We start from the raw sequence: 22,635 nt of genomic DNA, 5'->3' as shown, positions 1-22,635 counted from the left end.
AAAAGAGATAGACCCCATGGCTCACTCTCGATGATACGGGTGGTTGGTGGTGATGCTCCAGGCACGATAGAGGCTCTCGGCCACCAGCACCCGCACCAGCGGATGGGGCAGGGTCAAGGGCGACAGCGACCAGCTCTGCTCGGCGGCGGCCTTGCATTCCGGCGACAGGCCTTCTGGTCCACCGACCAGCAGCGCCACGTCGCGGCCATCCAGCTTCCAGGCTTCCAGTTGCACCGCGAGTTGTTCCGTGGTCCAGGGCTTGCCCGGAATGTCCAGGGTGACGAGGCGGGAGCGGCCGGCGGCGGCCAGCATGGCTTCCCCTTCCTTCTGCAGGATGCGGGGAATGTCGGCATTTTTGCCGCGTTTGCCTGCGCCGATCTCGATCAGTTCGAACGGCATGTCTTTCGGGAAACGGCGACGGTACTCTTCGAAGCCATGCTCTACCCAGGCAGGCATCTTGGTGCCCACCGCAATCAACTGGATCTTCATCGTTCTTTACACTTGCACCCTTGTATTGTGCTTGCGCACTATTGCGTCTGCACTTGGGCGCCGCCCCAGAGTTTTTCCAGTTGGTAGAAGTCGCGGTATTCATCCTGCATCACGTGGACGATGACCGATCCCATGTCCACCAGCACCCATTCACCACTGAGCTGGCCTTCCACGCTCAACAGTGCGAGCCCGGCGTGGCGGGCCTCGCTGGCCAGGTTGTGGGCGATGGCACTGACGTGACGACTGGAGTTGCCGGAGCAGATGATCATGGTGTCGGTGATGGTGGATTGGCCGCGTACATCCAGGGTGATGATATCGCGGCCTTTCATGTCATCGATCTTGTCGACGATAAAGGCGAGTAATTCTTGGCCTTGCAAATGTCTTCTCCTATCTTCCGGCGCACTGTACAGCGTAAAGGCGGCGGATTATATCATGGTCACTCCCGTTTCCCAGCCCGGCAAAGGGAATGGATCCGGGGTCGCCGCCCGGCCGCCAATGAGCGGGACGGAGCAGGGCAGGCCCCTGTCGATCACTATAGTGCGCAACAGCGCCGGACAATAGTCTGGCCGGTACGGGGTACGCCTCAGGGTGTCGGCTGGTAGAGCTTGTGCTGCTCGATATAGTCGGCCACCGAGGCCGGCAACAAATACCTGGGATCCCGTCCTGCTGCCAGCAGGGTTCTCAAGCGGGTGGCCGACAGCTCGATGGGCAGGTTGTCGCTCAGCCAGAGGTGGCCGTGACGGTGTCGATGCAGATCCAGCGGGTCCTGAGTCTGATGGCGAGCTAGCAGCTCGGCCACCTCCCCTGGATAATCCGGTCGCCAGCCCGGGCGCTGGCTCACCACCAGATGGGCATAATCGAGCAGCTCCCGCCAGCGATGCCAGCTCGGCAGGCCGAGCAGGGAGTCCATTCCCATCAGGAAGCAGAGCGGGGTGTCCGGCAGCTCCGCCCGCAGTTCAATCAGGGTATCGAGGGTGTAGGAGGGGTTGTTTCGCCTTATCTCCCGCGCATCCACCACGAAGCCCGGATTCTCTGTCGCCGCCAGCGCGACCATGGCCAGGCGCTGCTCGCTCGAGCAGAACGGGCTGGTCCTGTGAGGGGGAATATGATTCGGGATCAGGCGCACCTCGGCCAGCCCGAGCGTCTCACGGGCCTCGATGGCCGGGCGCAGATGGCCGATATGTATCGGATCGAAGGTACCCCCCAGAATACCGATCGGCGCTTTCAACATGTTCTTGTCCCCGTGGGCCCAAGGATGCAGGCATGGATAGGATCGAAGGTGCCCCCCAGGATCCCGATGGGGGCCTTCAGCATGCGGGCTCCAGCAGCGGTAGCGGGGTGGCATCGCGAAAGCCCAGCGCGATGGTCTGCAACATCAGCCAGGCTTGTTCGATGTCGAAGCTGCGCTGGGCATCGTCGAGCCGGGCCATCAACTGCCACAGCTGCTGTATCTTGCCAAACGGCAGCCGGATCAGGGCCTGCTGGATGAGCTGCTGGCGGCTCTGCCAGATACGCAGGCGGGAGAAGTGCTCCACCAGGGGTTGGCCGGCCCGCGCCGCCAGGGCCAGCTCGGTGAGCTGCTCCAGCTCGCGGCACAGGGCCCAGGCCAGCATGCCGGGCTCGGTGCCTTCGGCACGCAGCGCCAACAGGATACGCTGAGCTCGGTTCACCTTGCCCTCCAGCAGACAGTCGATGAGCTGAAACGGCGTGAAGTGAGCGTGGCGGATGATGGTCTCTTGCAGATAGGCGACGCTGATGGGTTGGGGCGGCGAGAGCAGGGTCAGCTTCTCTATCTCCTGGCTCGCGGCCAGCAGGTTGCCTTCATAGGCATGACACATGAAGTTGATGGCATCCGGCATCGCCTTGAGGCCGAAGCGCTGGAAACGGGCCCCCATCCAGCGCGGGAAGAAGCGCGGCTCGGGATGATTGACCGGCACGTAGGTGCCAATCTGACCGAGCTTGTCGAACCAGGCCGCTTTCATCTGGGTTTGATTGAGGCGGGTACCCGAGAGCACCAGCAGCAGGTCGGGATGCAGCTGTTTGCCTATTTCGCCGATGCGGGTGGCGAGATCCTTGTCGACCTTGGCGGGCAGCTCCAGCTCGATGATCTGGCGGGCGGAGAACAGGCTCATGGCCTGACAGGCATCATAGACCCGATTCCAGTCCAGCCCGGCCTCCACCGCGAAACTGTGGCGCTCATCGAAACCTTGCTTGAGGGCCACCTGACGAATGGCGTCGATGGCCTCCAGTTTGAGCAGTGGCTCATCACCAAACACCAGATAGCAGGGCTTGAGCCCCGCCTTGAGGTGATCTGCAAACTGCTCGGGATAGACTCTCAATTTAAGCTACTCGCATCAGAACTTGACCTGGCTGAGCTGGCGGATGACCAGGTTGGCGGCCTGTTCCTGCATCTCCTTGCCGAGCTGCTCCTGTTCGCGGGACGAGGCGAGGGCTGCATCCGGCTTGTTCAGGAAGCTGCGGTTGAAGGTGATGGGGAAGACCTGGGTCGGCTTGCCCTGCATGCTGATGCTGAACTGGGTGCTGTAGCCGAGCAGGTACTCACGCTCCTGACCGATGGCGTCGACGGAGGCAACCTGGCTGCTGCTGCTGATGCCCGCGAGGGTCATCACCGGAATGCCCTCCTTGTCGGCCAGGGTCACCCCGGCAGCCTTGAGGCGGGTGGTCACCATGCGATAGAAATCGCTCTTGTTGTCACCGACCACCTTCATGGTCATGAGCTCGGGGGGAATGGCGGTGCCCCGCATCTGAAAACCGCAGGCCTGCAGCAGCAGGCCCGTCAGCGCGATGGCAATCCAGCGAGTAAGGGACATGCCCATGTGAATTCCTCTTTGAATGATGTAAAGGACGGCGGGCCAGGCCCGCCGTCATCATCGTTGGCCAGGATCAGTTGGCGAGTCAGTTGGCAACGATGTTGAGCAACTTGCCCGGCACGTAGACCACCTTGCGCACGGTCAGGCCGTCGGTGAACTTCTGCACCGAGGCATCGGCCATGGCCAGCTTCTCGACATCGGCCTGGCTTATCTCGGCCGGTACGGTCAGCTTGCCGCGCATCTTGCCGTTGATCTGCACCACCACCAGCTTCTCGGTCTCGACCATGGCACTCTCGTCGGCCACCGGCCAAGCGGTCACGTCGATGTCCCCTTCCTTGCCCAGCATCTTCCACAGCTCGAAGCCGATGTGCGGGGTGATGGGGTAGAGCATGACCAGCACGGCTTCCAGCGCTTCCTGCATCAGGGCGCGGTCCTGCTCGTCGGTGCCGAGCTTGGTCAGGTTGTTCATCAGCTCCATGATGGCGGCGATGGCGGTGTTGAAGGTCTGACGACGACCCACGTCATCGCTCACCTTGGCGATGGTCTTGTGCAATTCGCGGCGAACGGCTTTCTGGTCGCTGGTGAGGGCGGCCAGATTCAGCGCGGGCGCGGCACCGGCACTGACGTGCTCGAAGGTCAGGCGCCACAGGCGACGCAGGAAACGCTGGGCACCCTCGACGCCGGAATCGGACCACTCCAGGGTCATGTCGGCCGGGGAGGCGAACATCATGAACAGCCGCACGGTGTCGGCGCCGTAACGCTCCACCATCAGCTGGGGATCGATGCCGTTGTTCTTGGACTTGGACATCTTGGTCATGCCGGAGTGGATCACTTCGCGGCCCTCATTGTCCACCGCCTTGGTGATGCGACCCTTGTCGTCACGCTCCACCTTGACGTCGGTCGGGCTGACCCAGACGTTGCCGCCCTTCTCGTCCTTGTAGTAGAAGGCGTCAGCCAGCACCATGCCCTGGCAGAGCAGCCGCTTGAACGGCTCGTCGCTGTTGACCAGGCCAGCATCGCGCAGCAGCTTGTGGAAGAAGCGGGCGTAGAGCAGGTGCATACAGGCGTGCTCGATGCCGCCGATGTACTGATCCACCGGCAGCCAGTGGTTGGCGGCCGCCGGATCCAGCATGCCCTTGTCATAGTCCGGGGAGCAGTAGCGGGCGTAGTACCAGGAGGACTCCATGAAGGTGTCGAAGGTATCGGTCTCGCGGAACGCTTCCTGGCCGTTGTAGCTGGTCTTGGCCCACTCGGGATCGGCCTTGATCGGGCTCTGGATGCCGTCCATCACCACGTCTTCGGGCAGCAGTACCGGCAGCTGATCTTCCGGGGTCGGCACCACGGTGCCGTCGGCCAGGGTCAGCATGGGGATGGGGGCACCCCAGTAGCGCTGACGGGAGACACCCCAGTCACGCAGACGGAAGTTGACGGTGCGCTTGCCCTTGCCTTCCGCCTCCAGCTTGGTGGCGATGGCATCGAAGGCTGCCTGGAACTCGAGGCCGTCGAACTCGCCGGAGTTGAACAGCACGCCCTTGTCGGTGTAAGCGGCGGCAATCACATCAGTTGCTTCGCCATCGGCCGGCTTGATGACGGGTTTGATCTCGAGGCCATATTTGGTGGCGAACTCGTGGTCGCGCAAGTCGTGGCCGGGCACGGCCATCACGGCGCCGGTGCCGTAGTTCATCAGCACGAAGTTGGCGACCCAGACCGGCACCTTGCGGCCATCCAGCGGGTGAATGACATAGAGGCCGGTGGCCATGCCCTTCTTCTCCATGGTGGCGAGCTCGGCTTCGGCCACCTTGGTGTTCTTGCATTCGTCGATAAAAGCAGTCAGTTCGGGGTTGCTGGCGGCAGCCTGCTGGGCCAGCGGGTGGCCAGCGGCGATACCGACATAGGTCACGCCCATGAAGGTGTCCGGGCGGGTGGTGTAGACCTCGAGGCTGTCGTCCTGGCCATCGACCCGGAAGCTGATGTTGACTCCTTCGGAGCGGCCAATCCAGTTGCGCTGCATGGTCTTGACCATCTCGGGCCAGCCGTCGAGGTTGTCGATATCGTTCAGCAACTCTTCCGCATAGTCGGTGATCTTGATGAACCACTGCGGGATCTCTTTCTGCTCCACCGGGGTGTCACAGCGCCAGCAGCAGTTGTCGATCACCTGCTCGTTGGCCAGCACCGTCATGTCGTTCGGACACCAGTTGACGGAGGAGGTCTTCTTGTAGACCAGACCCTTCTCATACAGCTTGGTGAAGAACCACTGCTCCCAGCGGTAGTAATCCGGCTTGCAGGTGGCGAGCTCGCGATCCCAGTCGTAGCCAAGCCCCAGCATTTTCAGCTGGTTCTTCATGTATTCGATGTTTTCGTAGGTCCAGGGGGCCGGCGCCGTGGCGTTCTTGATGGCGGCGTTTTCTGCCGGCAGACCGAACGCATCCCAGCCGATGGGTTGCAGCACATTCTTGCCATTGAGCCGTTGATAACGGGAGATCACATCACCTATGGTGTAGTTACGCACGTGCCCCATGTGTAGACGACCAGACGGATAAGGGAACATGGACAGGCAGTAGAACTTCTCTTTGTCTACTTTCTCCATGGCCTTGAAGGTTTTCTTGGCATCCCAGTGCTGCTGCACTGCTGGTTCGATGGATTGGGGAACGTATTGCTCTTGCATTGGTGACATCCGGATCTGTGAAATGAATAGATAAAACGGCTGGGAAATCCCGATAGAATACCCATATCCTGCGGCGGCAACAACCGCCAGCATCCGCCGGGTCTCGGCTCTGGCATGATCTGGGTTCAGCAGAGGAGTAACGATCATGGACAAACGTCAAAAAGGGTACGAAGCCTTCATTGCCCAGCTCAAGAAGCACTGGGAGGAGACGGAAGAGTTCCAGGGGGAGCGCCTCAACCGGATGATCGCCAAAGTTCAGGCTTACCTTGAGGCGGCCGGTGACCTGACCCAGGACGAGCTCGCGCTGATCGCCGAATACGTAAAACGGGATCTCGGCAACTATGACGAGGGACGGGCCGAGGCGCCCGAGTCGGCCTTCATGCTGGCGCTCAAAGACACCGCCTGGTCCTGGCTCGCGGACGTGACCGACCGGGCACAGGTGGAGTGGAGCGAACTGGCGGACGAGCTGGAGCACAAGGGCGTTTACCGGGCAGGCGACTGGGTCGGGCTCGGCGTGCTGGTGTGCGATAGCTGCGAATGGCGCCATACCGTGCTGCACCCGGAGCAGCTCGGTACCTGCCCCGAGTGCGGCGCCAACGAGTATCACCGCGAGCCGCTCTCCCCCTGATCGCCCCTGACAACAGCACATGAAGAAAGGCGCCCTTGGGCGCCTTTCTTGTTTATCGGATTGCAACTCCGGCTCAGCGCTGGCGAGCCCAGGGATGGGCGCGGGGACGCAGCACCAGACCCAGCCCCAGCAGCAGGGCGGCGATGCCGTACATGGGCCAGCTGCCATAGCGCAGGTAAGGGGTCGAGCCGTGGGCGGGACGCACCTCGGCGCGCAGCACACCGGCCTCGAACTGCGGGATCTGGGCGATGATGCTGCCATCGATCTCGGTGACTATGGTGATGCCGGTGTTGGTGTCGCGCAGCAGTGGGCGAGCGAGCTCCAGGGCGCGCATGCGGGCGATCTCCATGTGCTGCCAGGGGCCTATGCTGGTGCCGAACCAGGCGTCGTTGGAGACGGTCAGCAGGAAGTCGGTATCCGGCTGCACGTTGCGGCGTACCTCGTCCGGGAAGATGATCTCGTAGCAGATGGCGGCGGCGAACTTGAGCCCTTTGGCGATCAGGTTCGGCTGCACCTCGTCACCCCGGCTGAAGGAGGACATGGGCAGGTTGAAGAAGGGGGCGATGGGGCGCAGCAGATCCTCGAAGGGCACGAACTCGCCGATGGGCAGCAGGTGGTACTTGTAGTAGCGGTTCTGGTGCTCGTAGTGATAGGACTCCTTGCCGTCCAGATCCTGCACCCCCATGCCGAGCACGGTGTTGAAGAAACGCTGCTGCTTGAGATCGTAATGGATGATGCCCGCCAGCAGGCCGGTATCGTTCACCTTCATCGCCTTGTCCAGGCTCTCCAGGTAGGTGCCCATCTCTTTTTCGATGGCCGGGATCGCCGACTCTGGCCAGACGATGATGTCGGCATCCTGGTTCTCGCGGCTGAGATCCTGATAGGTGCGCACCGTGGGGATCAGTGCCTCCGGATCCCACTTGAGGGACTGGGCTATGTTGCCCTGCACCAGCGCCACCTTGACCGGCTCGCCGCGGGTCACCCAGTTGAGCTGCATCAGCCCCTGAGCGGCGCCCACCAGGGCGACGGGGACCAGCAGCCAGGCCAGCTTGCGGCTCTGCCAGGTCAACCAGAGTGCGGAGACACAGAGCAACAGGGCGAGGGTGATGCCCTGCACGCCGAGGATGGGGGCGAACCCCTTGAGCGGGCCGTCTATCTGGGTGTAGCCAAACCAGAGCCAGGGATAACCTGTCATCACCCAGCCACGCAGCCAGTCGGCCCCGAGCCAGAGTGCCGGGAAGGCGAGCAGCCAGCGGCTCCAGTGACGGCCGCTGAAGAAGCGGGCGAATAGCCAGCAGGCCAGGGTCGGGTAGAGTGCGAGGTAGGCACAGAGCCCGGCCAGTAGCACGAAGGCCACCGGCAGCGGGATGCCGCCGAACTCGGTCATGCTGACGTGGATCCACCATTGTCCCGGCAGAAACAGCCCCATGGCGTAGCCAAAGCCACGCCAGGCGGCCTGTTTGGGCTTGGCCTTGTCCAGCAGGGCGTAGAGGCCGAGCAGGGACGGGATCACCAGAGGCCAATAGCCGAAGGGGGAGAAGGCCAGTACGGCGATGGCGCCAGAGGCCAGGGCAAACAGGCTGATCAGAAGTTTCGATTTCACGGGCTATTGGGGCTCGATTGGACTGAATGAAAATGGAATGGCCGACATCTTAACCGCAAACCGCGCCAACGGCGAGCCTCCCGGTATGGCTCGGAAAAGAGAGGAAAAAGGAAGGAATCCGCGCCGTCAGAATGACAAACGCCCCTGGGAAGGGGCGTTGGTGGTCGGCTCATGGGGAGGGAGGATCAGGACTCCGGCTGGGCCGCCGCGTGATTCTCCGGGATCTTCACCTGCAGCTGCTGCAGGCGGCGCCGGTCGGCGTGCATCACCTTGAACAGATAGCCGTCGAGCTCGATCTCCTCGCCCTTCTTCGGCAGGTGGCTGAAGGCGTGCATCACCAGGCCGCCGACGGTGTCCACCTCGTCATCGCTGAACTGGGTGCCGAAGAAGTCGTTGAAGTCTTCGATCTCGGTGAGGGCGCTGACCGAGAAGACCCGCTTGCTGATGCGGCGGATCTCTTCCGGTTCGTCCTCGATGTCGTCGAACTCGTCGTCGATCTCGCCGACGATCAGCTCCAGTATGTCTTCGATGGTCACCAGACCGGAGACGCCACCAAATTCGTCCACCACTATGGCCATGTGGTAGCGCTCTTCGCGGAACTCCTTGAGCAGACGGTCGACCCGCTTGCTCTCCGGCACGATCACGGTAGGCCGCAAGATTTGCTCGAGCTGCAGTGGCTCGCTGGCGTGGTGACCACCGAAGCCGAATGGCAGCAGATCCTTGGCGAGCAGGATGCCCTCCACATGATCCTTGTCTTCGTTGATCACCGGGAAGCGGGAGTGGCCGGATTCGATGATGACCGGCAGGAAGTCGTCCACCGGTTGGGACTTCTCGATGGTCACCATCTGGGAGCGGGGGATCATGATGTCACGCACGCGCAGCTCGGCAATTTCGAGCACGCCCTCGATCATGTCCTTGGTGTCTTGATCGATGAGATCGCGTTCTTCCGCATCGGCTATCACTTCCACCAGATCATTGCGGTCTTTTGGCTCGCCCTGGAAGAGTTGGCTGAGTTTGTCGAGCCAGGTTTTCTTCGGCGAGCCGGTACTAGGGTGATCGTCGGTCATTTTCTCTCTTGGTTACTCGTGTGAACACATAGGGATACTGGTCTTGGCTATATGAGGATGGTCAGGTTCTGTTTCAATCCGGTGACCACCGCCATCACTTTACGCTTCTACTTCATCATCGAGATAGGGATCGGGGAAGCCGAGTTCCTGCATGATGTCGCGTTCTGGAACTGCACCATCTCATCGGCTTTCATTCACCTTATTATTCGACTTCGTCGTCGAGATAGGGATCCGCAAAGCCGAGCTCCTGCATGATGTCGCGCTCGAGCTGCTCCATCTCTTCGGCTTCCTCATCCTCGATATGGTCATAACCTAGCAGATGCAGACTGCCGTGCACAACCATGTGAGCCCAGTGTGCATCCAGGGTTTTGCCCTGTTCTGCGGCCTCGGCCTCGACCACCTGGCGACAGATCACCAGATCCCCGAGCAGGGGCAGTTCCATGCCAGGAGGAGCCTCGAACGGGAAGGATAGCACGTTGGTGGGCTTGTCCTTGCCGCGATAGGTGAGGTTGAGCTCACGGCTCTCCGCCTCGTCCACCAGTCGTACCGTCACCTCGGCCTCGTCCTGGAAACCCAGGATGGTGCCGTCGAGCCAGCCTTGCAGCTGGGCCTCGGTAGGCAGGCCTTCCGGGCTGGCGCAGGCCAGTTGCAGATCCAGGGTCACGCTCATTGGGCACTCTCTTTGGTTGAATGGGTTTTGACTGCCACTGACTCGGCCTGGGCGGCGTCGAACGCCTCGTAGGCTTGCACGATGCGGGCCACTACGGGGTGACGTACCACGTCCTTGGATTCGAAGAAGTTGAACGACAGGCCATCGACCCCCTGCAGCACTTCCAGCGCATGGCGCAGGCCGGACTTGGTGCTGCGTGGCAAGTCCACCTGGGTGATGTCGCCGGTCACCACCGCCTTGGAGTTGAAGCCGATGCGGGTCAGGAACATCTTCATCTGCTCGGTGGTGGTGTTCTGGGCCTCGTCCAGGATGATGAAGGCATCGTTCAGGGTGCGGCCGCGCATATAGGCGAGCGGCGCCACTTCGATGATGTTGCGCTCCATCAGTTTCTCGACCCGCTCGAAGCCCAGCATCTCGAACAGGGCATCGTAGAGCGGGCGCAGGTAAGGATCCACCTTCTGGGAGAGATCGCCGGGCAGGAAGCCGAGCTTCTCACCCGCTTCCACCGCCGGGCGGGTCAGCAGGATGCGGCGGATCTCCTGGCGCTCCAGGGCATCCACCGCGGCGGCGACCGCCAGATAGGTCTTGCCGGTACCGGCCGGGCCTATGCCGAAGCTGATGTCGTGGCGCACTATGTTGGCGATGTACTGGGCCTGATTCGGGCTGCGGGGCTTGATGAGGCCGCGCTTGGTCTTGACCGTCACCTCCTTGCCGTAGGGCAGGGTTCCAGCCTCTTCCTCGTCCTGCTCCAGCACCCGGGATTCTTGCACCGTCAGGTGCACCATCTCCGGTGTGATGTCGGTGACCTTGCCCCCCTTGAGGGGCTGGGTTTCCACATAGAGGTGCTTGAGGATGACGGCGGCGGCATCGATCTGCGCCTGCTTGCCAAGCACTTGAAAGTGGTTGTCACGGTAGCTGATCTCGACGCCGAGGCGGCGCTCAAGCTGCTTGAGGTTGTCGTCGAAGGGGCCGCACAGGCTGGCGAGGCGCTGGTTGTCGGCGGGCTCCAGGTGCAGATTCAGGGTCGAGATGTGTCGGCTCAAAGTGTCCTCGTCTCAGCTAGGTCCACCCGGCCAGGCCGGGTGGGGGAAATTAATGGGGCCTGAAGGCGGCAACGCCCAGCGCGTCCGGTACGTTGTCGGGGCGACGCGCCAAAATCTCCTGCGGCGCGGTGGCGATGCGCAGGTTCATCTCCTCCTCGCCACGGATGAAGAGACCGCGCAGCGAATAGGGGCGCACGTCGGTGATCTCCACGTCGGCGAAGCCGCCAATCAGCGTATGGGGCCCCTCGAAGTTGACCACCCGGTTGTTCTCGGTGCGGCCCGAGAGCTGCATGGGATCCATCTTGGAGGGACCCTCCACCAGGATGCGCTGCACCGAGCCCAGCATGGCGCGGCCGATGAGCATCGACTGGTGGTTGATCTGGTTCTGCAGCCGGGTGAGGCGGGCCTTCTTCACTTCCATGTCGACGTCGTCCGGCAAGTCCGCAGCCGGGGTGCCGGGGCGCGGGCTGTAGATGAAGCTGAAGCTCATGTCGAAGTTGATCTCCTCGATCAGCTTCATGGTGGCCTCGAAGTCCTCGTCCGTCTCGTTCGGGAAGCCGACGATGAAGTCCGAACTCATGGTGATGTCGGGACGAACGGCGCGCAGGCGGCGGATCTTGGACTTGTACTCCAGCACGGTGTGCGGGCGCTTCATCATGGTCAGGATGCGATCCGAGCCGCTTTGCACCGGCAGGTGCAGGAAGCTGACCACCTCGGGGGTGTCACGGTAGACCTCGATGATGTCGTCGGTGAACTCGATGGGGTGGCTGGTGGTGTAGCGAATGCGGTCGATGCCGTCGATGGCGGCCACCAGGCGCAGCAGTTCGGCGAAGGTGCAGTGGTTGTCATCGAAGGTCGGGCCGCGATAGGCGTTGACGTTCTGGCCGAGCAGATTCACCTCGCGCACGCCCTGCTGGGCGAGCTGGGCGATCTCGTAGAGCACGTCATCCAGCGGCCGGCTCACCTCCTCGCCGCGGGTGTAGGGCACCACGCAGAAGGAGCAGTATTTGGAGCAGCCTTCCATGATGGAGACGAAGGCGCTGGCCCCTTCGGCGCGCGGCTCGGGCAGGTTGTCGAACTTCTCGATTTCGGGGAAGGCGATGTCCACCTGGGCGCCGCGACCTTCCTGCACCTGCTTGATCATGGCGGGCAGCCGATGCAGGGTCTGCGGGCCAAAGACGATGTCCACATAGGGAGCCCGTTGACGCAGGTTTTCCCCCTCCTGGGAGGCGACGCAGCCGCCCACGCCTATGACCAGGCCCGGTTTTTTCGCCTTGAGCTTCTTCCAGCGACCGAGCTGGTGGAACACCTTCTCCTGGGCCTTCTCGCGGATGGAGCAGGTGTTGAGCAGCAAGACGTCGGCCTCTTCGGGCTCCTCGGTCAGGGTGTAGCCGTTGCTGGCATCCAACAGATCCGCCATCTTGGACGAGTCATACTCGTTCATCTGGCAGCCCCAGGTCTTGATATGAAGTTTCTTGCTCATCGCTACTCTATGACGGTTCTTTTGATATCGACGGAGGTCAGGACCGGGCATTTTACTCTTCAATCCCGGTGCTGACCAGTCTGGGGCTAAGGCGCGGCTATCCGGCCCACCACCGGGCTGGCTGCCTCGCCAACCGGGGCTTTGCGTCGGCGTTGGCAAGGCAATTCGCCGCCTCTCTCACTGTTTCTCCCGCGCCCTTGCGCTATCATGGCTCCATTCGATTTAGCCGCCGGCTGCTTGTCCGGGGCGATCCTTTTTCAGGACATACGCTATGGAACACTGTGATATCGCCATCGTCGGCGCCGGTATGGTGGGGGCCGCCACCGCCTGCCTGCTGGCGGCGCAAGGCCTCTCCATCCGGGTCATCGAGACCCAGCTGCCCGAGCCCTATGCCCCCGAACAGCCGCTGGATCTGCGGGTCTCCGCCATCAGCCAGGCCTCGGTGGCGCTGCTGGAGCAGGCCGGTGCCTGGCCGCATCTGCAGCAGATGCGGCTGTGCCCCTATCGCAGGCTGGAGACCTGGGAGCTGGACGGCTTCGCTACCCGTTTCGATGCCGCCGAGCTGGGGCTGCCCCAGCTCGGCTACATCATCGAGAACCGGCTGGTGCAACTCGCCCTGCTGAAAAAGATGGAGGATTTCCCCAATATCCAGACCCATACCCCGGCGGTGGTGCAGAGCCTGCGCCAGGACGGCGAGCATGCCACCCTGCGGCTGGATGACGGCACCGAGCTGGCCGCCCGCTGGGTGCTGGCCTGCGATGGCGCCGAGTCGCTGACCCGTCGTCTCGCCGGCATCGGGGTGTCGCGCTTCGAGTATCGCCAGCACTGCATGCTGATCAACATCGACACCGAGTTTGCCCAGGAAGACATCACCTGGCAGCAGTTCACCCCGAGTGGCCCGCGCGCCTTCCTGCCGCTGCCGGGTCAGCACGGCTCCCTGGTGTGGTACGACAACCCGGCCCGCATCCGCGCGCTGGCAACCATGGGCAACGAAGCCCTGGCCGCCGAGGTGCGCCGCCACTTCCCGGCTCGGCTCGGCGGCTTCAGGGTGACCGGCAAAGGCAGTTTCCCGCTGGTGCGCCGCCATGCCAACGACTATCGGGCCGGTCGGGTGCTGCTGCTCGGCGACGCCGCCCACACCATCAACCCGCTGGCGGGGCAGGGGGTCAACCTCGGCTTCAAGGACGTGGCCTGCTGGGTCGAGCTGTTGGCAAAGGCGGGCAACAATTGGCATGAGCGGGGGCTGGCCGAGCGCTACGAGCGTCGCCGTCGGCCGGACAACCTGCTGATGCAGTCGGGGATGGATCTGTTCTACGGGGTATTCAGCAACGAGATAGGGCCGCTCAAGCTGGCTCGCAATCTGGCGCTGAATCTGGCGGACAAGGCGGGCCCGCTCAAGGAGATGGCGCTGCGCTACGCGCTGGGATTGGTGTAATGGGTAGTGTTTTGCACTGATGGGAAATCAACTGGTGGAATATCAATCCACTAGACTGGTGTATCTAGTGTTTTATATTGCCTCAGGGCAACGCCATGGGCGATGTCGGCGGGCGCAAGGGCTGAACAGAGACTGACAATCGGGGAGCAAAGGGATGAACAAGGCACTGCTGGTGATCGACTTTATCAAGGATCTGGCCCACCCGGACGGGCGCATCGCCGCTTCGGCGGCCCATGTGGTGGAGCAGGACGCCATCAGCCATGCGAATCAGGCGCTGGCCCATGCCCGCGCTCATGGCTGGCTGGTGATCCTCATCAAGGTGGGTTTTGATGCAGGCTATCTGCTGCATCCCAAGGACTCCCCCATGTTTGGCCGGGCCAGGCAGTTTGGCGCGCTCTCCTTGGCCGACAACGGCACCGACTTTCACCCCGCGCTGGATGTGCGGCCCGACGATCTGGTGCTGACCAAGCCCAGGGTCAGCCCCTTCTATGGCACGGCGCTGGAGCCGGCGCTGCGGGCGAACCGGATCGATCATCTCTATCTGTGCGGCATCAGCAGCAGTTGGGCCATTCAGGCCGCCGCCCGGGATGGTCACGACAGGGACTACGCCATCACCATCCTCGAGGATGCCTGTGCGGCGGGCGATGCCATCGAACATCACGGCTCGCTGCGCATGCTTGGCCGCATCGCCGAGATCATCAAGGTCGCCCAGCTGAGCTGAGATCCGCGGGTTCGTCCGGCATCTGCCCTCGCCGCTCACATTTTATCCGTCAGCCTCTGTTGGGACAGGGTGGTTATGAGGCAAGATGCGTTGCATATCGGTGGCCACAAGGATGAGGACATGCGTTATCAAGGAAAAATTGCTAGCTGGAACTCGCAACGCGGCTTTGGCTTTATCAAGCCGCAGTCACAGCCACAGTCAGGGACACCAGAGGAGCAGAGAGATACCGATCTCTTCGTGCACGTCTCCTCTCTGACCTTCGACGGCACACCGCCGGAGGCGGGGGAGCGGGTCTCTTATCAGCTGGGCAGCGGCAAGGATGGCAAGCCCTGCGCCGTGCAGGTGTTCTTCCCCAACCGGCCGCTGTCACTGGCGGACGGGTTCACTCCAGCCGCCTCGTCCCCTTTGCCCGTTCGCAACGAATCCACCCGTTCGGCCCCACCGGCGGTGCCGAGGCCTCGCAGAGAGCCTGCCTATCGACGCAAGGGCAGCTGGCGCGGCAAGCTCATCCCGCTGCTGGTGCTGGCGGGCCTGTTTTCCCTCTATTCCCGTTTCTCCGCCGAGTCACTCTCGCCCCTGCCTGTCTCCTCTTTCAGCCAGGGCGAGGTCAGCAGTTCAGCCAGTGCGCCGCAGGCAGCCACCTTCATCCGTCAGTGCGATGGCCGGCAGTACTGCTCCCAGATGACCTCCTGCGAGGAGGCGACCTGGTTTTTGCAAAATTGCCCCAATACCAAGATGGATGGCAGGGGGAGAGGAAACGGCATTCCTTGCGAAAGCCAGTGGTGCGGCCATTGAGCCGCCGAGGCCATCGGCAAAAGAGGCCAGCCCGCCCGGGCTGACCTCTTCTTGTCTGCAACGCTGACACCCATGCTGTATCAAGAGGCGAGGCTGGACTTCGCCTCTTGCTGTGTCTCCCTGACCAGCGCCAGGAAGCGATCGCGGATGGGATCGGCGAAGATCGGGTTCCACACCAGGCTGATCTCCCACTCTGAGTAGGGCCCCGAGAGGGGGTAGAGGGTGACGTCGGGACCGGCGATGAAGCTGACGCTGCGGGGCAGTATGGCGTTGCCGATGCCGGCGGCGACCAGCGCGACCAGGGTCTGGATATCTTCCGCCTCCTGAATGACGCCAGTCAGTCGGTTGGCGCCGAGGAAGCTGGCGATCTGCTGGCTGAGACCGGGGCAGCGGTGGCCCACCATCTGCAACAGGGGTTGTGTCATCAGCGCCCGCTCCACCTCGAAGGTGGCGGGATCCGGCTGTGTCATCAGCGTGGGTACCGCCAGCACCAGCCGATCGATCAGCAGGCGGATCTCTTGCAGCCGCTCAGACTGGGGCCGACGCATGAAGCCAAGCTGCAGCTGCCCCGACAGCAACAGCTCGTGCTGGATGGCGGAGGTCATGTCCTGCAGATGCACCATCACCTCGGGGACCTGCTGCTTGAAGCGGGCGACCAGCGAGGGAGCCAGCGCGAAACTCGACAGTCCGAAACCTATCTTGAGCCGCCCGGCGATGCCGCTCGCGAGGGCCAGCGCATGGTGCTCGAACCCCTTGCCGTGCTCGACCAGGGCGTTGGCCTGGGTGAGCAGCTGGGCGCCGATCGCGGTCAGCTCGGCCCCGTGACGACCCCGATTGAACAGGGTGGTGCCGAGGGTCAGCTCCAGTCCCTGGATCTGTTTGGTCAGCGCCGGCTGGGTGATGAACAGTCGGCTGGCGGCCTCCCGGTAGTTGGCGGTCTCGGCCAGCATCACGAAGGCCTGCAGTTGTCTCAGGTCGAATTTCATTCCGTTTGGTTATCCAATGTGGCGATTTAGTGATTATAAATTATCTATTTGTCTTGTTCTAATCAGGTTGTCACGGGCCGAAAGCCGGTCTGAACTGGGAACGAGGAGTCACATCATGCATACCGAACGCTATCTGTTTTTGATCAAGGGCAGTCTCATCGTCGCACAGCCGCTGGCGGCACAGGAGACGGGGGACTTGCTGACCAGCCTGCTGTCACAAGGTTTCGTGGTTGCTCCTCTGCTGGTGTGGGCGAGTGACAGCGAGCAGGCACTCACCTGCTACGAGGCGAAGACCCAGCGTCAGGCTCTCTCCAGCGCGCTCTTCGGGGTCGAACCCGGCCTGGTGGAGGCCGCGACATGAGCGGGCAGATCCTGCGGGCCAAGGCCCTGCTGCTGGACATGGATGGCACCCTGATCCAGTCCACCGGCGAGGTGGAAACCGTGTGGCGGCTGTGGTGTCGTCGCCATCAGCTGGCTCCGGAGCCGGTGCTGGCCATGTGCCACGGCGTCCGCGCCCTGGAGGTGCTCAAGGCATTGGCTCCGCACCTGGACAGCGCCGAAGAGACTGCCTTGCTCGATGAGCTTGAGATCCGCCACACGGGGGCGGCCGAGCCCATTGCCGGGGTCAGATCCCTGCTGACATGCCTGCCCGCCGCCCGCTGGGCGCTGGTTACCTCGGCCAGCCACAGGGTGGCCCGCCATCGACTGGCGAGCGCCGGTCTGCCGCTGCCCGCCCTGCTGGTGGGGGCGGAGGATGTGGTGCGGGGCAAGCCGGATCCCGAGCCCTATCTGCTGGCCGCGAGCCGGCTCGGTATCGCGCCTGTCGATTGCCTGGTGTTCGAGGATGCGCCGGCCGGCATCCGCAGCGCGCTGCTGGCGGGCTGCCTGGTGGTACAAGTGGGGGGCGACAGGCTGCTGGATCCCGGGGTGGTGGCACGGGTACGGGACTGGCGCGAGATCCGGGTGACCGAGGAGGAGACTGGGCTCTTGCTCAGCCTTTCCAGCCCTGTATTTGCTTGAGGCCGGACGCAGGGGAGGGGCGATGGTGCAGAAAAAAAGCCCCCTCGATGAGGGGGCCGGAGCGATTAGTCGAAGACCCGGAAGCGGACCTCGTCGTCGATGAAGGTCTTGTCACCGGCCGGTTGCTGGATGCTGCCAAAGGGCATCTGGGCGCGCAGCAGCCAGCTGGCGGGCAGATCCCACTCCTTGCGCACGGCCTCGTCGATCAGCGGGTTGTAGTGCTGCAGGGAGGCGCCTATTCCCTCCTGGGCCAGGGCGGTCCAGACCGCGAACTGGGCGATCCCGGTGCCGTGCTCCGACCAGATGGGGAAGTTGTCGGCATAGAGCGCGAACTGCTGCTGCAGATCCTTGATAACCGCAGTGTCTTCGAAGAACAGCACAGTGCCGGCACCGGCACGGAAGCTGCCATTGACCTTGGCTTCACTCTGGGGATAGGCCTCTGGCGGCACTATCTTCTTGAGCTCCGCCTTGACGATGTCCCACAGCTTGTGGTGCTCGGCGCCAAACAGGATGACGGCGCGAGAACTCTGGGAGTTGAACGATGAGGGGCTGTGCTTGACGGCCTCCTTAATGAGGGCGCTCAGCTGTGCCGGTGAATGAGAAACCTGGTCGCCCAGGGCATAGATGGTACGACGTACTTTGATCTGTTCGATAAACGGATTGCTCATAACATCTCCTTGGTTTACTGAATCATCGCTGCCAGCCTGGGCCATGAAGGTCATCTGACTCCGATCTTTCGAGTCATCGACTATAACACCCATTGGACGATAAACCGTCAACACAGGGTGATGACTGTTTCTACTTTTTCTGGATATTCACATGAAAAAATCCGGAATAGCTCATCGGATCTGATAATTCATCATTTGTCAGTAAACTAGATGTTAATGATTGCAATCAATATTTTAGTGGCGTATTCCACCATAGAATCAATCTGTCATGGTATTTTATAGAGGGTTGTATGGCAGGAGAGATCATCAAACGGCGCTACTACGTACTGACGCCACTCTCCTTCCTGCTCGGCGCTCTGGTGCTGATCGCCACCCTGCTGCTGGCCATATCCAGCTATTTACACAGTGTCGACAAGACGATTGCCGGTTACCGGCACATGCTCACCTCCATCGAAGCCACCCTGATCCACGAGATGGTGCTGACCAACCAGAGACAGCTGGCGGTGCTGGAGGCTTCTCTGGACAAGGCCGCCATCGCCAGGGGGGAGTCGGCCATCAACCCTATCTGGGCCATCGCCCACCAGTTCAAGCACGACGCCCACTACCTCTATTTCTACAATGCTCGCGTCAACCGGGTCGACAGCTACCCGGAGCGGAAGGTGCCATCGAGCTACCAGCCAAAGCAGCGGCCCTGGTATCAGGCGCTGGCCAACGACAGCGACGAGCTGATCTGGTTCGGTCCCTACCAGGACTTCGACGCCAGCGGCCAGGCCCTGACCCTGATCAAGCGGGTTGAGGACGGCGAGCGGCTGCTGGGGTTGTTGATGGTCGACATGTCGTTCGGTTCCCTGCAGGCGGCGCTGAGCCGGGCGCTGGGAACCGAACAGGCCGTCATCTATATCACGGAGCGTCGCTCCGGCCAGCTGGTGGTGGGACAGAATTTGCAACTGTTGTCGAGCCTGGTGCCGGAGACCGAGCCCGATGCCGGGCTGGATGTGATCCGGCACGGCAGCCACCTCAAGCTGGCGCTGGCCGACATCGGCTGGGATCTCAACCTCTATCTGCCACCGGCCCGCTTTCATGACAGCCTGAAAGAGACGCTGCTGTTGGTGGTGCTGCCGGCGCTGGCCCTGCTTGGGATCTGGCTTTGCAGCCTGCTGTTTCTGGTGCGGATCTTCCGCCAGGAGCAAGCCCTGGTGCAGGGCTCGCTCAACGACATCCGGCAGAGCGCCGATCCGCTAGATATCCCGCACCGGCGGCACACCTGGTTCGTGCGAGGCAGCCTGGGGGAGATCGATGAGGTCAGGACCCGTCTGCTGCAGGGGCAGGATGCGCTGTTGCAGGATCCCCTCACCGGCATCATGAACCGGCGGGCATTCGATCGGCACAGGGATGAGCTCGAACAAGCCGGGCTCCCCTACTGGCTGGTGCTGCTTGATCTGGACTGCTTCAAGGGGGTCAATGACAACTGGGGCCATGGAGTGGGGGATGCGGTGCTGCGTCGGGTGGCGACCATACTGGCGCGCTTCCTGGGGAGCACCCGGGTCTACCGCATCGGCGGCGATGAGTTTGCCGCCCTGCTGCCCTGGGACAACGCCGATATCGGCCCCAGCCTGGATCACCTGCTCACCCGGGTGCGCGAGCTGAAATGGCGGGAATTCAAGGAGTCCATCACCCTGAGTGCGGGCGGCGCCCGCCACCCGGATGCCAGGGAGGACCTGTTCGAGCGGGCAGACGAGTGCCTCTATCGGAGCAAGCGGCAGGGGCGGGACCGCTGGCATCTGTCGTCCGAGAGGGGGGACGCAGGCGTTGTGACAGGATCTGTCTGATCGCGTCGAGCAAAAATTGGGCAGCGACAAGTAAAAAATTGGTCACAGGGGGGATGGTTTCTTTTGTGACTTTTTTTTTCAAATATTTTTCAGATATTTAGCCTATTTAATCACTCAATGTCGCGAAGCAGAGACAGTTTGTCGGCCGGTTGAAGTCCCGCTGCGCCTGTAGCGGAGTTCTTGGCGCTTTGTATAGTGCAGGAAAATAATCAAATCAGGTTTGACAGGAGTACCCCATGGAGATGAATAAACGCGGTTTGAGCGCAATGGCGCTATTGGGCGCACTGCTGTTGGGTAGCAGCCCGGTACTGGCCTCGGAAGATCTCAACACAGTGCTGGGCGGTGGTGCAGGCGGGGTGGCGGGCACCATGATCGGCAAGCAGCTGGGCGGGGATACCGGAGCCCTGGTGGGCGCGGCCATCGGCGGTGCGGCCGGTGGCGCCGCGACGGCCAACAAGGGCAACAAGAATGAGGCCGCCCTGGGGGGGGCCGTTGGTGCTCTGGGTGGGGCCGCCATCGGCAAGAGCGTGGGGGGCAACACCGGGCAGCTGATCGGGGCCGGTGTGGGCGGTGCCGGTGGCGCCGCCATCGGGGCGAGAACCGGCGACGGCCACGAGTCCCGTGACAACTACAATGGTGGCCGCCGTTACCATGATGACAACGGTTATCACCGCGGCCATCACAAGAAGCACAAGAAACACAAATGGCACGATGACGATTGATGCCAATATTGATGCCAGTCATCAACGAGAAGAGGGGCCCAAGGGCCCCTCTTTGCATGGTGCGGATTTAGCCCTGCCACGGCCTCCACTGCTGTGCGGGCATCAGACCAGCCGATGCTGGCGCCGGCCGACGGCGAAGGCGTTGATGTTGTCGATCAGCTGATCCGCCAGCCGCTGCATCGACTCCTCGCTGGCCCAGGCCACATGGGGGGTCAGGATGAAATTCGGGTATTGCAGGGCGCGCATCAGCGGGTGATCCGGCGGTGGCGGCTCCTGGCTCGCCACGTCGAAGCCGGCGCCGCCGAGCCGACCGTTGCCGAGCGCCTCGAGCAGGGCCTGCTCGTCCACCAGACCGCCGCGGCCCACGTTGATGAGCAGGGCACCCGGTTTCATCATGGCCAGCTCCCGCTCTCCGATCAGATGGCGGGTGTAGGGGGTGAGCGGGCAGTGCAGGCTGATGACATCCGCGCTTCGCAGCAGGGCCTCCAGCGGCAGCCGGTCCTCATCGCCAACGGCCCCGACCTGACTCTGGGCGTAATAGACCTCCATGCCGATGGCGCTGGCGCGCTGGCCCAGAGCCTGGCCCAGGGTGCCTTTGCCGATGATGCCGAGGCGCTTGCCATGCAGATCCGAGATGGGGTGATCGAAGAAGCAGAACTGGCCGCTCTGCTGCCAGCGTCCCTCCAGCAGGGACTGACGCCAGGCGAACAGGTTGCGCGACAGGGCCAGCATCAGCGCCATGGCGTGCTCGGGGACCGAGGGGCCCGAGTAGTTGCGGATGTTGCATACCGCAACATTGGCGGCGCGGCAGGCCTCCAGATCCAGGTTGTCGCTGCCGGTGGCCGCCAGGGCGATCAGGCGAAGCTCCGGCAGCTGGGCCAGCTCGTCCTTGCCGATGCGGATCTTGTTGATGATGGCGATGCTGGCGCAGCGGAGTCGCTCCACCACCTGATCCGGCGCGGTGTTGGGGTAACTCTGCCAGTGATGGGGGAAGTCGGGGCGACCCAGCTTGATGCCGGCGTCCAGGGTGTCGCTGTCGAGAAACACGATTTGCTGCATGAAGCCTCCTGCCATTCTGTGCCATTCAAGAATCGACATGATGCCAAACATGGGGGGCGACTGACCAGCGCGGTGACGTGGCCGGTATCCGCGTATCGATCCGTCCGGGGTGGCTCAGATCCAGCCCAGATGAGTCAGCCAGCCCTGGATGCGGGCCGGCGTCTCGTCCAGTTCCATCAGGGCGTAGGGGCGGTAATTGAGCTTGTGGCTGCGGCGGCTCTCGCTCTTGCGGGCCTCGGCCGCCAGCAGGGGCCAGCGGCTTCCCTCTTCCTGATAGAGATCCAGGGTCGGTGTGCTGGCCTGGGCCACCTGCTTGGCCAGGGTCTGGTTGCTCAGCTGGTTGGGGAAGAAGCCGTCGAGCAGCACCAGGGCATCGGGGGCGGGCAGTTGCTCGCTGGCGATGAGATTGGCGGCCCAGGCCGCGCTGGTACCCTGGGCCAGCAGCAGCTTGAAGCCACCTTCCTGCAGCTTGGCGTCGCTGAGCTTGACGATGCGCTCGGCAAACTGCTGGCGAAAGGCATCCAGGGTCTCTTGCTTCTTCTCGGCGGCAGGATCCAGCTCGGTCTGTTGGGGGGAGGGCAGCAGCAACAGGATATCAAACCCGAGCCGGCCGAGATCCCGGGTCAGCTGCCACAGCTGGCCGCTGCGCTGCCAGTCGGGTAGCAAGATGGCGAGCCCCAGGTAGTTGTCGCTGCTGTGTTTGGCAAACAATACCGTCTGCTTGTCCACCTGGGTGCTGCCTGGCAGGCCCTTCCAGTCGGCGTCCTGCCAGTGGTCGAGCGGGGCGGGAGGCGCCTGCTCGCTGGCCGACAAGCAGGGGCTTGTCAGCAGGCTCAACAACAGCAGTGGTAAGGATAATCTGGCCATATGCGCTCCCCGGTTACTCGGGTTAACGGCGGCGGGCCTGCTTTCTGAAGGGGG

23 protein-coding genes are annotated in these 22,635 nt (G+C 62.7%); 8 read left to right on the top strand and 15 right to left on the bottom strand.

Annotated features, from left to right (window positions below; genetic code table 11):
• Positions 1–21: 21 nt before the first annotated feature.
• The 6 genes from rlmH to leuS all read right to left on the bottom strand — a co-directional run bounded on the left by rlmH (position 22) and on the right by leuS (position 5,985).
• Entirely contained in the window at positions 22–489 is a 468-nt protein-coding gene (gene rlmH, locus ACZ9IL_RS12480) for a 23S rRNA (pseudouridine(1915)-N(3))-methyltransferase RlmH (protein ID WP_476003799.1), read from the bottom strand.
• Positions 490–527: 38 nt separating this feature from the next.
• Positions 528–866: a ribosome silencing factor gene (rsfS, locus tag ACZ9IL_RS12475; protein ID WP_476003798.1), complete on the bottom strand. Its 339-nt coding sequence runs from the start codon at positions 864–866 to the stop codon at positions 528–530.
• Between the two features lie 206 nt (positions 867–1,072).
• Positions 1,073–1,720, bottom strand: a complete 648-nt coding sequence (nadD, locus tag ACZ9IL_RS12470; RefSeq protein WP_476003797.1) for a nicotinate-nucleotide adenylyltransferase — start codon at positions 1,718–1,720, stop codon at positions 1,073–1,075.
• Between the two features lie 76 nt (positions 1,721–1,796).
• Positions 1,797–2,828, bottom strand: a complete 1,032-nt coding sequence (gene holA / locus ACZ9IL_RS12465; protein WP_476003796.1) for a DNA polymerase III subunit delta — start codon at positions 2,826–2,828, stop codon at positions 1,797–1,799.
• 15 nt (positions 2,829–2,843) lie between these two features.
• Positions 2,844–3,326, bottom strand: coding sequence for an LPS-assembly lipoprotein LptE (locus ACZ9IL_RS12460; RefSeq protein WP_476003795.1), 483 nt, complete (start codon positions 3,324–3,326; stop codon positions 2,844–2,846).
• A 79-nt stretch (positions 3,327–3,405) separates the two neighbouring features.
• Positions 3,406–5,985 carry a leucine--tRNA ligase gene (leuS, locus tag ACZ9IL_RS12455; RefSeq protein ID WP_476003794.1) on the bottom strand — a complete coding sequence of 860 codons (2,580 nt, stop codon included), beginning with the start codon at positions 5,983–5,985 and terminating at the stop codon, positions 3,406–3,408.
• A gap of 145 nt (positions 5,986–6,130) precedes the next feature.
• Here leuS and ACZ9IL_RS12450 point away from each other — a divergent pair, with 145 nt between their 5' ends.
• Positions 6,131–6,613: a zinc ribbon-containing protein gene (locus ACZ9IL_RS12450; protein ID WP_476003793.1), complete on the top strand. Its 483-nt coding sequence runs from the start codon at positions 6,131–6,133 to the stop codon at positions 6,611–6,613.
• A gap of 73 nt (positions 6,614–6,686) precedes the next feature.
• On the opposite strand, the gene lnt is transcribed toward ACZ9IL_RS12450, so the two are convergent.
• The 5 genes from lnt to miaB all read right to left on the bottom strand — a co-directional run bounded on the left by lnt (position 6,687) and on the right by miaB (position 12,479).
• Positions 6,687–8,216, bottom strand: coding sequence for an apolipoprotein N-acyltransferase (gene lnt / locus ACZ9IL_RS12445; RefSeq protein ID WP_476003792.1), 1,530 nt, complete (start codon positions 8,214–8,216; stop codon positions 6,687–6,689).
• Between the two features lie 185 nt (positions 8,217–8,401).
• Positions 8,402–9,283, bottom strand: a complete 882-nt coding sequence (gene corC, locus ACZ9IL_RS12440; RefSeq protein WP_476003791.1) for a CNNM family magnesium/cobalt transport protein CorC — start codon at positions 9,281–9,283, stop codon at positions 8,402–8,404.
• Positions 9,284–9,485: 202 nt separating this feature from the next.
• Entirely contained in the window at positions 9,486–9,953 is a 468-nt protein-coding gene (ybeY, locus tag ACZ9IL_RS12435) for an rRNA maturation RNase YbeY (protein WP_476003790.1), read from the bottom strand.
• A complete protein-coding gene (locus ACZ9IL_RS12430; protein ID WP_476003789.1) occupies positions 9,950–10,996 on the bottom strand; it encodes a PhoH family protein in 1,047 nt (348 codons plus the stop codon). Before ACZ9IL_RS12430 ends, ybeY begins: the two co-directional genes overlap by 4 nt.
• A gap of 49 nt (positions 10,997–11,045) precedes the next feature.
• Positions 11,046–12,479 carry a tRNA (N6-isopentenyl adenosine(37)-C2)-methylthiotransferase MiaB gene (gene miaB, locus ACZ9IL_RS12425; RefSeq protein ID WP_476003788.1) on the bottom strand — a complete coding sequence of 478 codons (1,434 nt, stop codon included), beginning with the start codon at positions 12,477–12,479 and terminating at the stop codon, positions 11,046–11,048.
• A 271-nt stretch (positions 12,480–12,750) separates the two neighbouring features.
• Between miaB and ACZ9IL_RS12420 the strand changes: the two genes are divergently transcribed.
• The 3 genes from ACZ9IL_RS12420 (at position 12,751) to ACZ9IL_RS12410 (ending at position 15,430) form a co-directional block, all read left to right on the top strand.
• Entirely contained in the window at positions 12,751–13,914 is a 1,164-nt protein-coding gene (locus ACZ9IL_RS12420) for an FAD-dependent monooxygenase (RefSeq protein WP_476003787.1), read from the top strand.
• Between the two features lie 154 nt (positions 13,915–14,068).
• Positions 14,069–14,635 carry a cysteine hydrolase family protein gene (locus tag ACZ9IL_RS12415; protein WP_476003786.1) on the top strand — a complete coding sequence of 189 codons (567 nt, stop codon included), beginning with the start codon at positions 14,069–14,071 and terminating at the stop codon, positions 14,633–14,635.
• Between the two features lie 120 nt (positions 14,636–14,755).
• Complete coding sequence (locus tag ACZ9IL_RS12410) at positions 14,756–15,430, top strand: cold-shock protein (protein ID WP_476003785.1); 675 nt, start codon at positions 14,756–14,758, stop codon at positions 15,428–15,430.
• Positions 15,431–15,510: 80 nt separating this feature from the next.
• On the opposite strand, the gene ACZ9IL_RS12405 is transcribed toward ACZ9IL_RS12410, so the two are convergent.
• On the bottom strand, positions 15,511–16,416 hold the full coding sequence (locus ACZ9IL_RS12405; RefSeq protein WP_476003784.1) for a LysR family transcriptional regulator: 906 nt from the start codon (positions 16,414–16,416) through the stop codon (positions 15,511–15,513).
• A 115-nt stretch (positions 16,417–16,531) separates the two neighbouring features.
• Here ACZ9IL_RS12405 and ACZ9IL_RS12400 point away from each other — a divergent pair, with 115 nt between their 5' ends.
• Positions 16,532–16,777, top strand: coding sequence for a hypothetical protein (locus ACZ9IL_RS12400; protein WP_476003783.1), 246 nt, complete (start codon positions 16,532–16,534; stop codon positions 16,775–16,777).
• Positions 16,774–17,436, top strand: a complete 663-nt coding sequence (locus ACZ9IL_RS12395) for an HAD-IA family hydrolase (protein ID WP_476003782.1) — start codon at positions 16,774–16,776, stop codon at positions 17,434–17,436. The genes ACZ9IL_RS12400 and ACZ9IL_RS12395 overlap by 4 nt, the downstream gene beginning before the upstream one ends.
• Before the next feature lie 65 nt (positions 17,437–17,501).
• Here the strand turns inward: ACZ9IL_RS12395 and ACZ9IL_RS12390 are convergent, their stop codons facing one another.
• Positions 17,502–18,104: a nitroreductase family protein gene (locus ACZ9IL_RS12390; protein WP_476003781.1), complete on the bottom strand. Its 603-nt coding sequence runs from the start codon at positions 18,102–18,104 to the stop codon at positions 17,502–17,504.
• A gap of 290 nt (positions 18,105–18,394) precedes the next feature.
• On the opposite strand from ACZ9IL_RS12390, the gene ACZ9IL_RS12385 reads away from it, so the two are divergent.
• Entirely contained in the window at positions 18,395–19,933 is a 1,539-nt protein-coding gene (locus tag ACZ9IL_RS12385; RefSeq protein ID WP_476003780.1) for a diguanylate cyclase domain-containing protein, read from the top strand.
• Positions 19,934–20,169: 236 nt separating this feature from the next.
• A complete protein-coding gene (locus ACZ9IL_RS12380) occupies positions 20,170–20,655 on the top strand; it encodes a hypothetical protein (protein ID WP_476003779.1) in 486 nt (161 codons plus the stop codon).
• Between the two features lie 102 nt (positions 20,656–20,757).
• Here ACZ9IL_RS12380 and ACZ9IL_RS12375 read toward each other — a convergent pair whose 3' ends face one another.
• Positions 20,758–21,714, bottom strand: a complete 957-nt coding sequence (locus ACZ9IL_RS12375) for a D-2-hydroxyacid dehydrogenase (protein WP_476003778.1) — start codon at positions 21,712–21,714, stop codon at positions 20,758–20,760.
• 114 nt (positions 21,715–21,828) lie between these two features.
• Entirely contained in the window at positions 21,829–22,581 is a 753-nt protein-coding gene (locus ACZ9IL_RS12370; RefSeq protein ID WP_476003777.1) for a DUF3530 family protein, read from the bottom strand.
• Positions 22,582–22,635: the final 54 nt, after the last annotated feature.

It is taken from the genome of Aeromonas sp. TECH754 (assembly GCF_056279295.1).
Note: the sequence above shows the minus strand (reverse complement) of the source record. Positions and strands in the feature narration are given on the sequence as shown.

Excerpts from the sequence above, each read along its gene's own strand:
- ybeY (WP_476003790.1), bottom strand. The coding sequence starts at position 9,953 with ATGAGCGTGACCCTGGATCTGCAACTGGCCTGCGCCAGCCCGGAAGGC.
- ACZ9IL_RS12385 (WP_476003780.1), top strand. The coding sequence starts at position 18,395 with ATGGCAGGAGAGATCATCAAACGGCGCTACTACGTACTGACGCCACTC.
- ACZ9IL_RS12375 (WP_476003778.1), bottom strand. The coding sequence starts at position 21,714 with ATGCAGCAAATCGTGTTTCTCGACAGCGACACCCTGGACGCCGGCATC.
- ACZ9IL_RS12400 (WP_476003783.1), top strand. The coding sequence starts at position 16,532 with ATGCATACCGAACGCTATCTGTTTTTGATCAAGGGCAGTCTCATCGTC.
- ACZ9IL_RS12415 (WP_476003786.1), top strand. The coding sequence starts at position 14,069 with ATGAACAAGGCACTGCTGGTGATCGACTTTATCAAGGATCTGGCCCAC.
- ACZ9IL_RS12370 (WP_476003777.1), bottom strand. The coding sequence starts at position 22,581 with ATGGCCAGATTATCCTTACCACTGCTGTTGTTGAGCCTGCTGACAAGC.
- ACZ9IL_RS12460 (WP_476003795.1), bottom strand. The coding sequence starts at position 3,326 with ATGGGCATGTCCCTTACTCGCTGGATTGCCATCGCGCTGACGGGCCTG.
- nadD (WP_476003797.1), bottom strand. The coding sequence starts at position 1,720 with ATGTTGAAAGCGCCGATCGGTATTCTGGGGGGTACCTTCGATCCGATA.
- ACZ9IL_RS12390 (WP_476003781.1), bottom strand. The coding sequence starts at position 18,104 with ATGAGCAATCCGTTTATCGAACAGATCAAAGTACGTCGTACCATCTAT.
- ACZ9IL_RS12420 (WP_476003787.1), top strand. The coding sequence starts at position 12,751 with ATGGAACACTGTGATATCGCCATCGTCGGCGCCGGTATGGTGGGGGCC.
- miaB (WP_476003788.1), bottom strand. The coding sequence starts at position 12,479 with ATGAGCAAGAAACTTCATATCAAGACCTGGGGCTGCCAGATGAACGAG.
- rlmH (WP_476003799.1), bottom strand. The coding sequence starts at position 489 with ATGAAGATCCAGTTGATTGCGGTGGGCACCAAGATGCCTGCCTGGGTA.
- ACZ9IL_RS12395 (WP_476003782.1), top strand. The coding sequence starts at position 16,774 with ATGAGCGGGCAGATCCTGCGGGCCAAGGCCCTGCTGCTGGACATGGAT.
- ACZ9IL_RS12380 (WP_476003779.1), top strand. The coding sequence starts at position 20,170 with ATGGAGATGAATAAACGCGGTTTGAGCGCAATGGCGCTATTGGGCGCA.
- ACZ9IL_RS12405 (WP_476003784.1), bottom strand. The coding sequence starts at position 16,416 with ATGAAATTCGACCTGAGACAACTGCAGGCCTTCGTGATGCTGGCCGAG.
- leuS (WP_476003794.1), bottom strand. The coding sequence starts at position 5,985 with ATGCAAGAGCAATACGTTCCCCAATCCATCGAACCAGCAGTGCAGCAG.
- ACZ9IL_RS12410 (WP_476003785.1), top strand. The coding sequence starts at position 14,756 with ATGCGTTATCAAGGAAAAATTGCTAGCTGGAACTCGCAACGCGGCTTT.
- corC (WP_476003791.1), bottom strand. The coding sequence starts at position 9,283 with ATGACCGACGATCACCCTAGTACCGGCTCGCCGAAGAAAACCTGGCTC.
- ACZ9IL_RS12450 (WP_476003793.1), top strand. The coding sequence starts at position 6,131 with ATGGACAAACGTCAAAAAGGGTACGAAGCCTTCATTGCCCAGCTCAAG.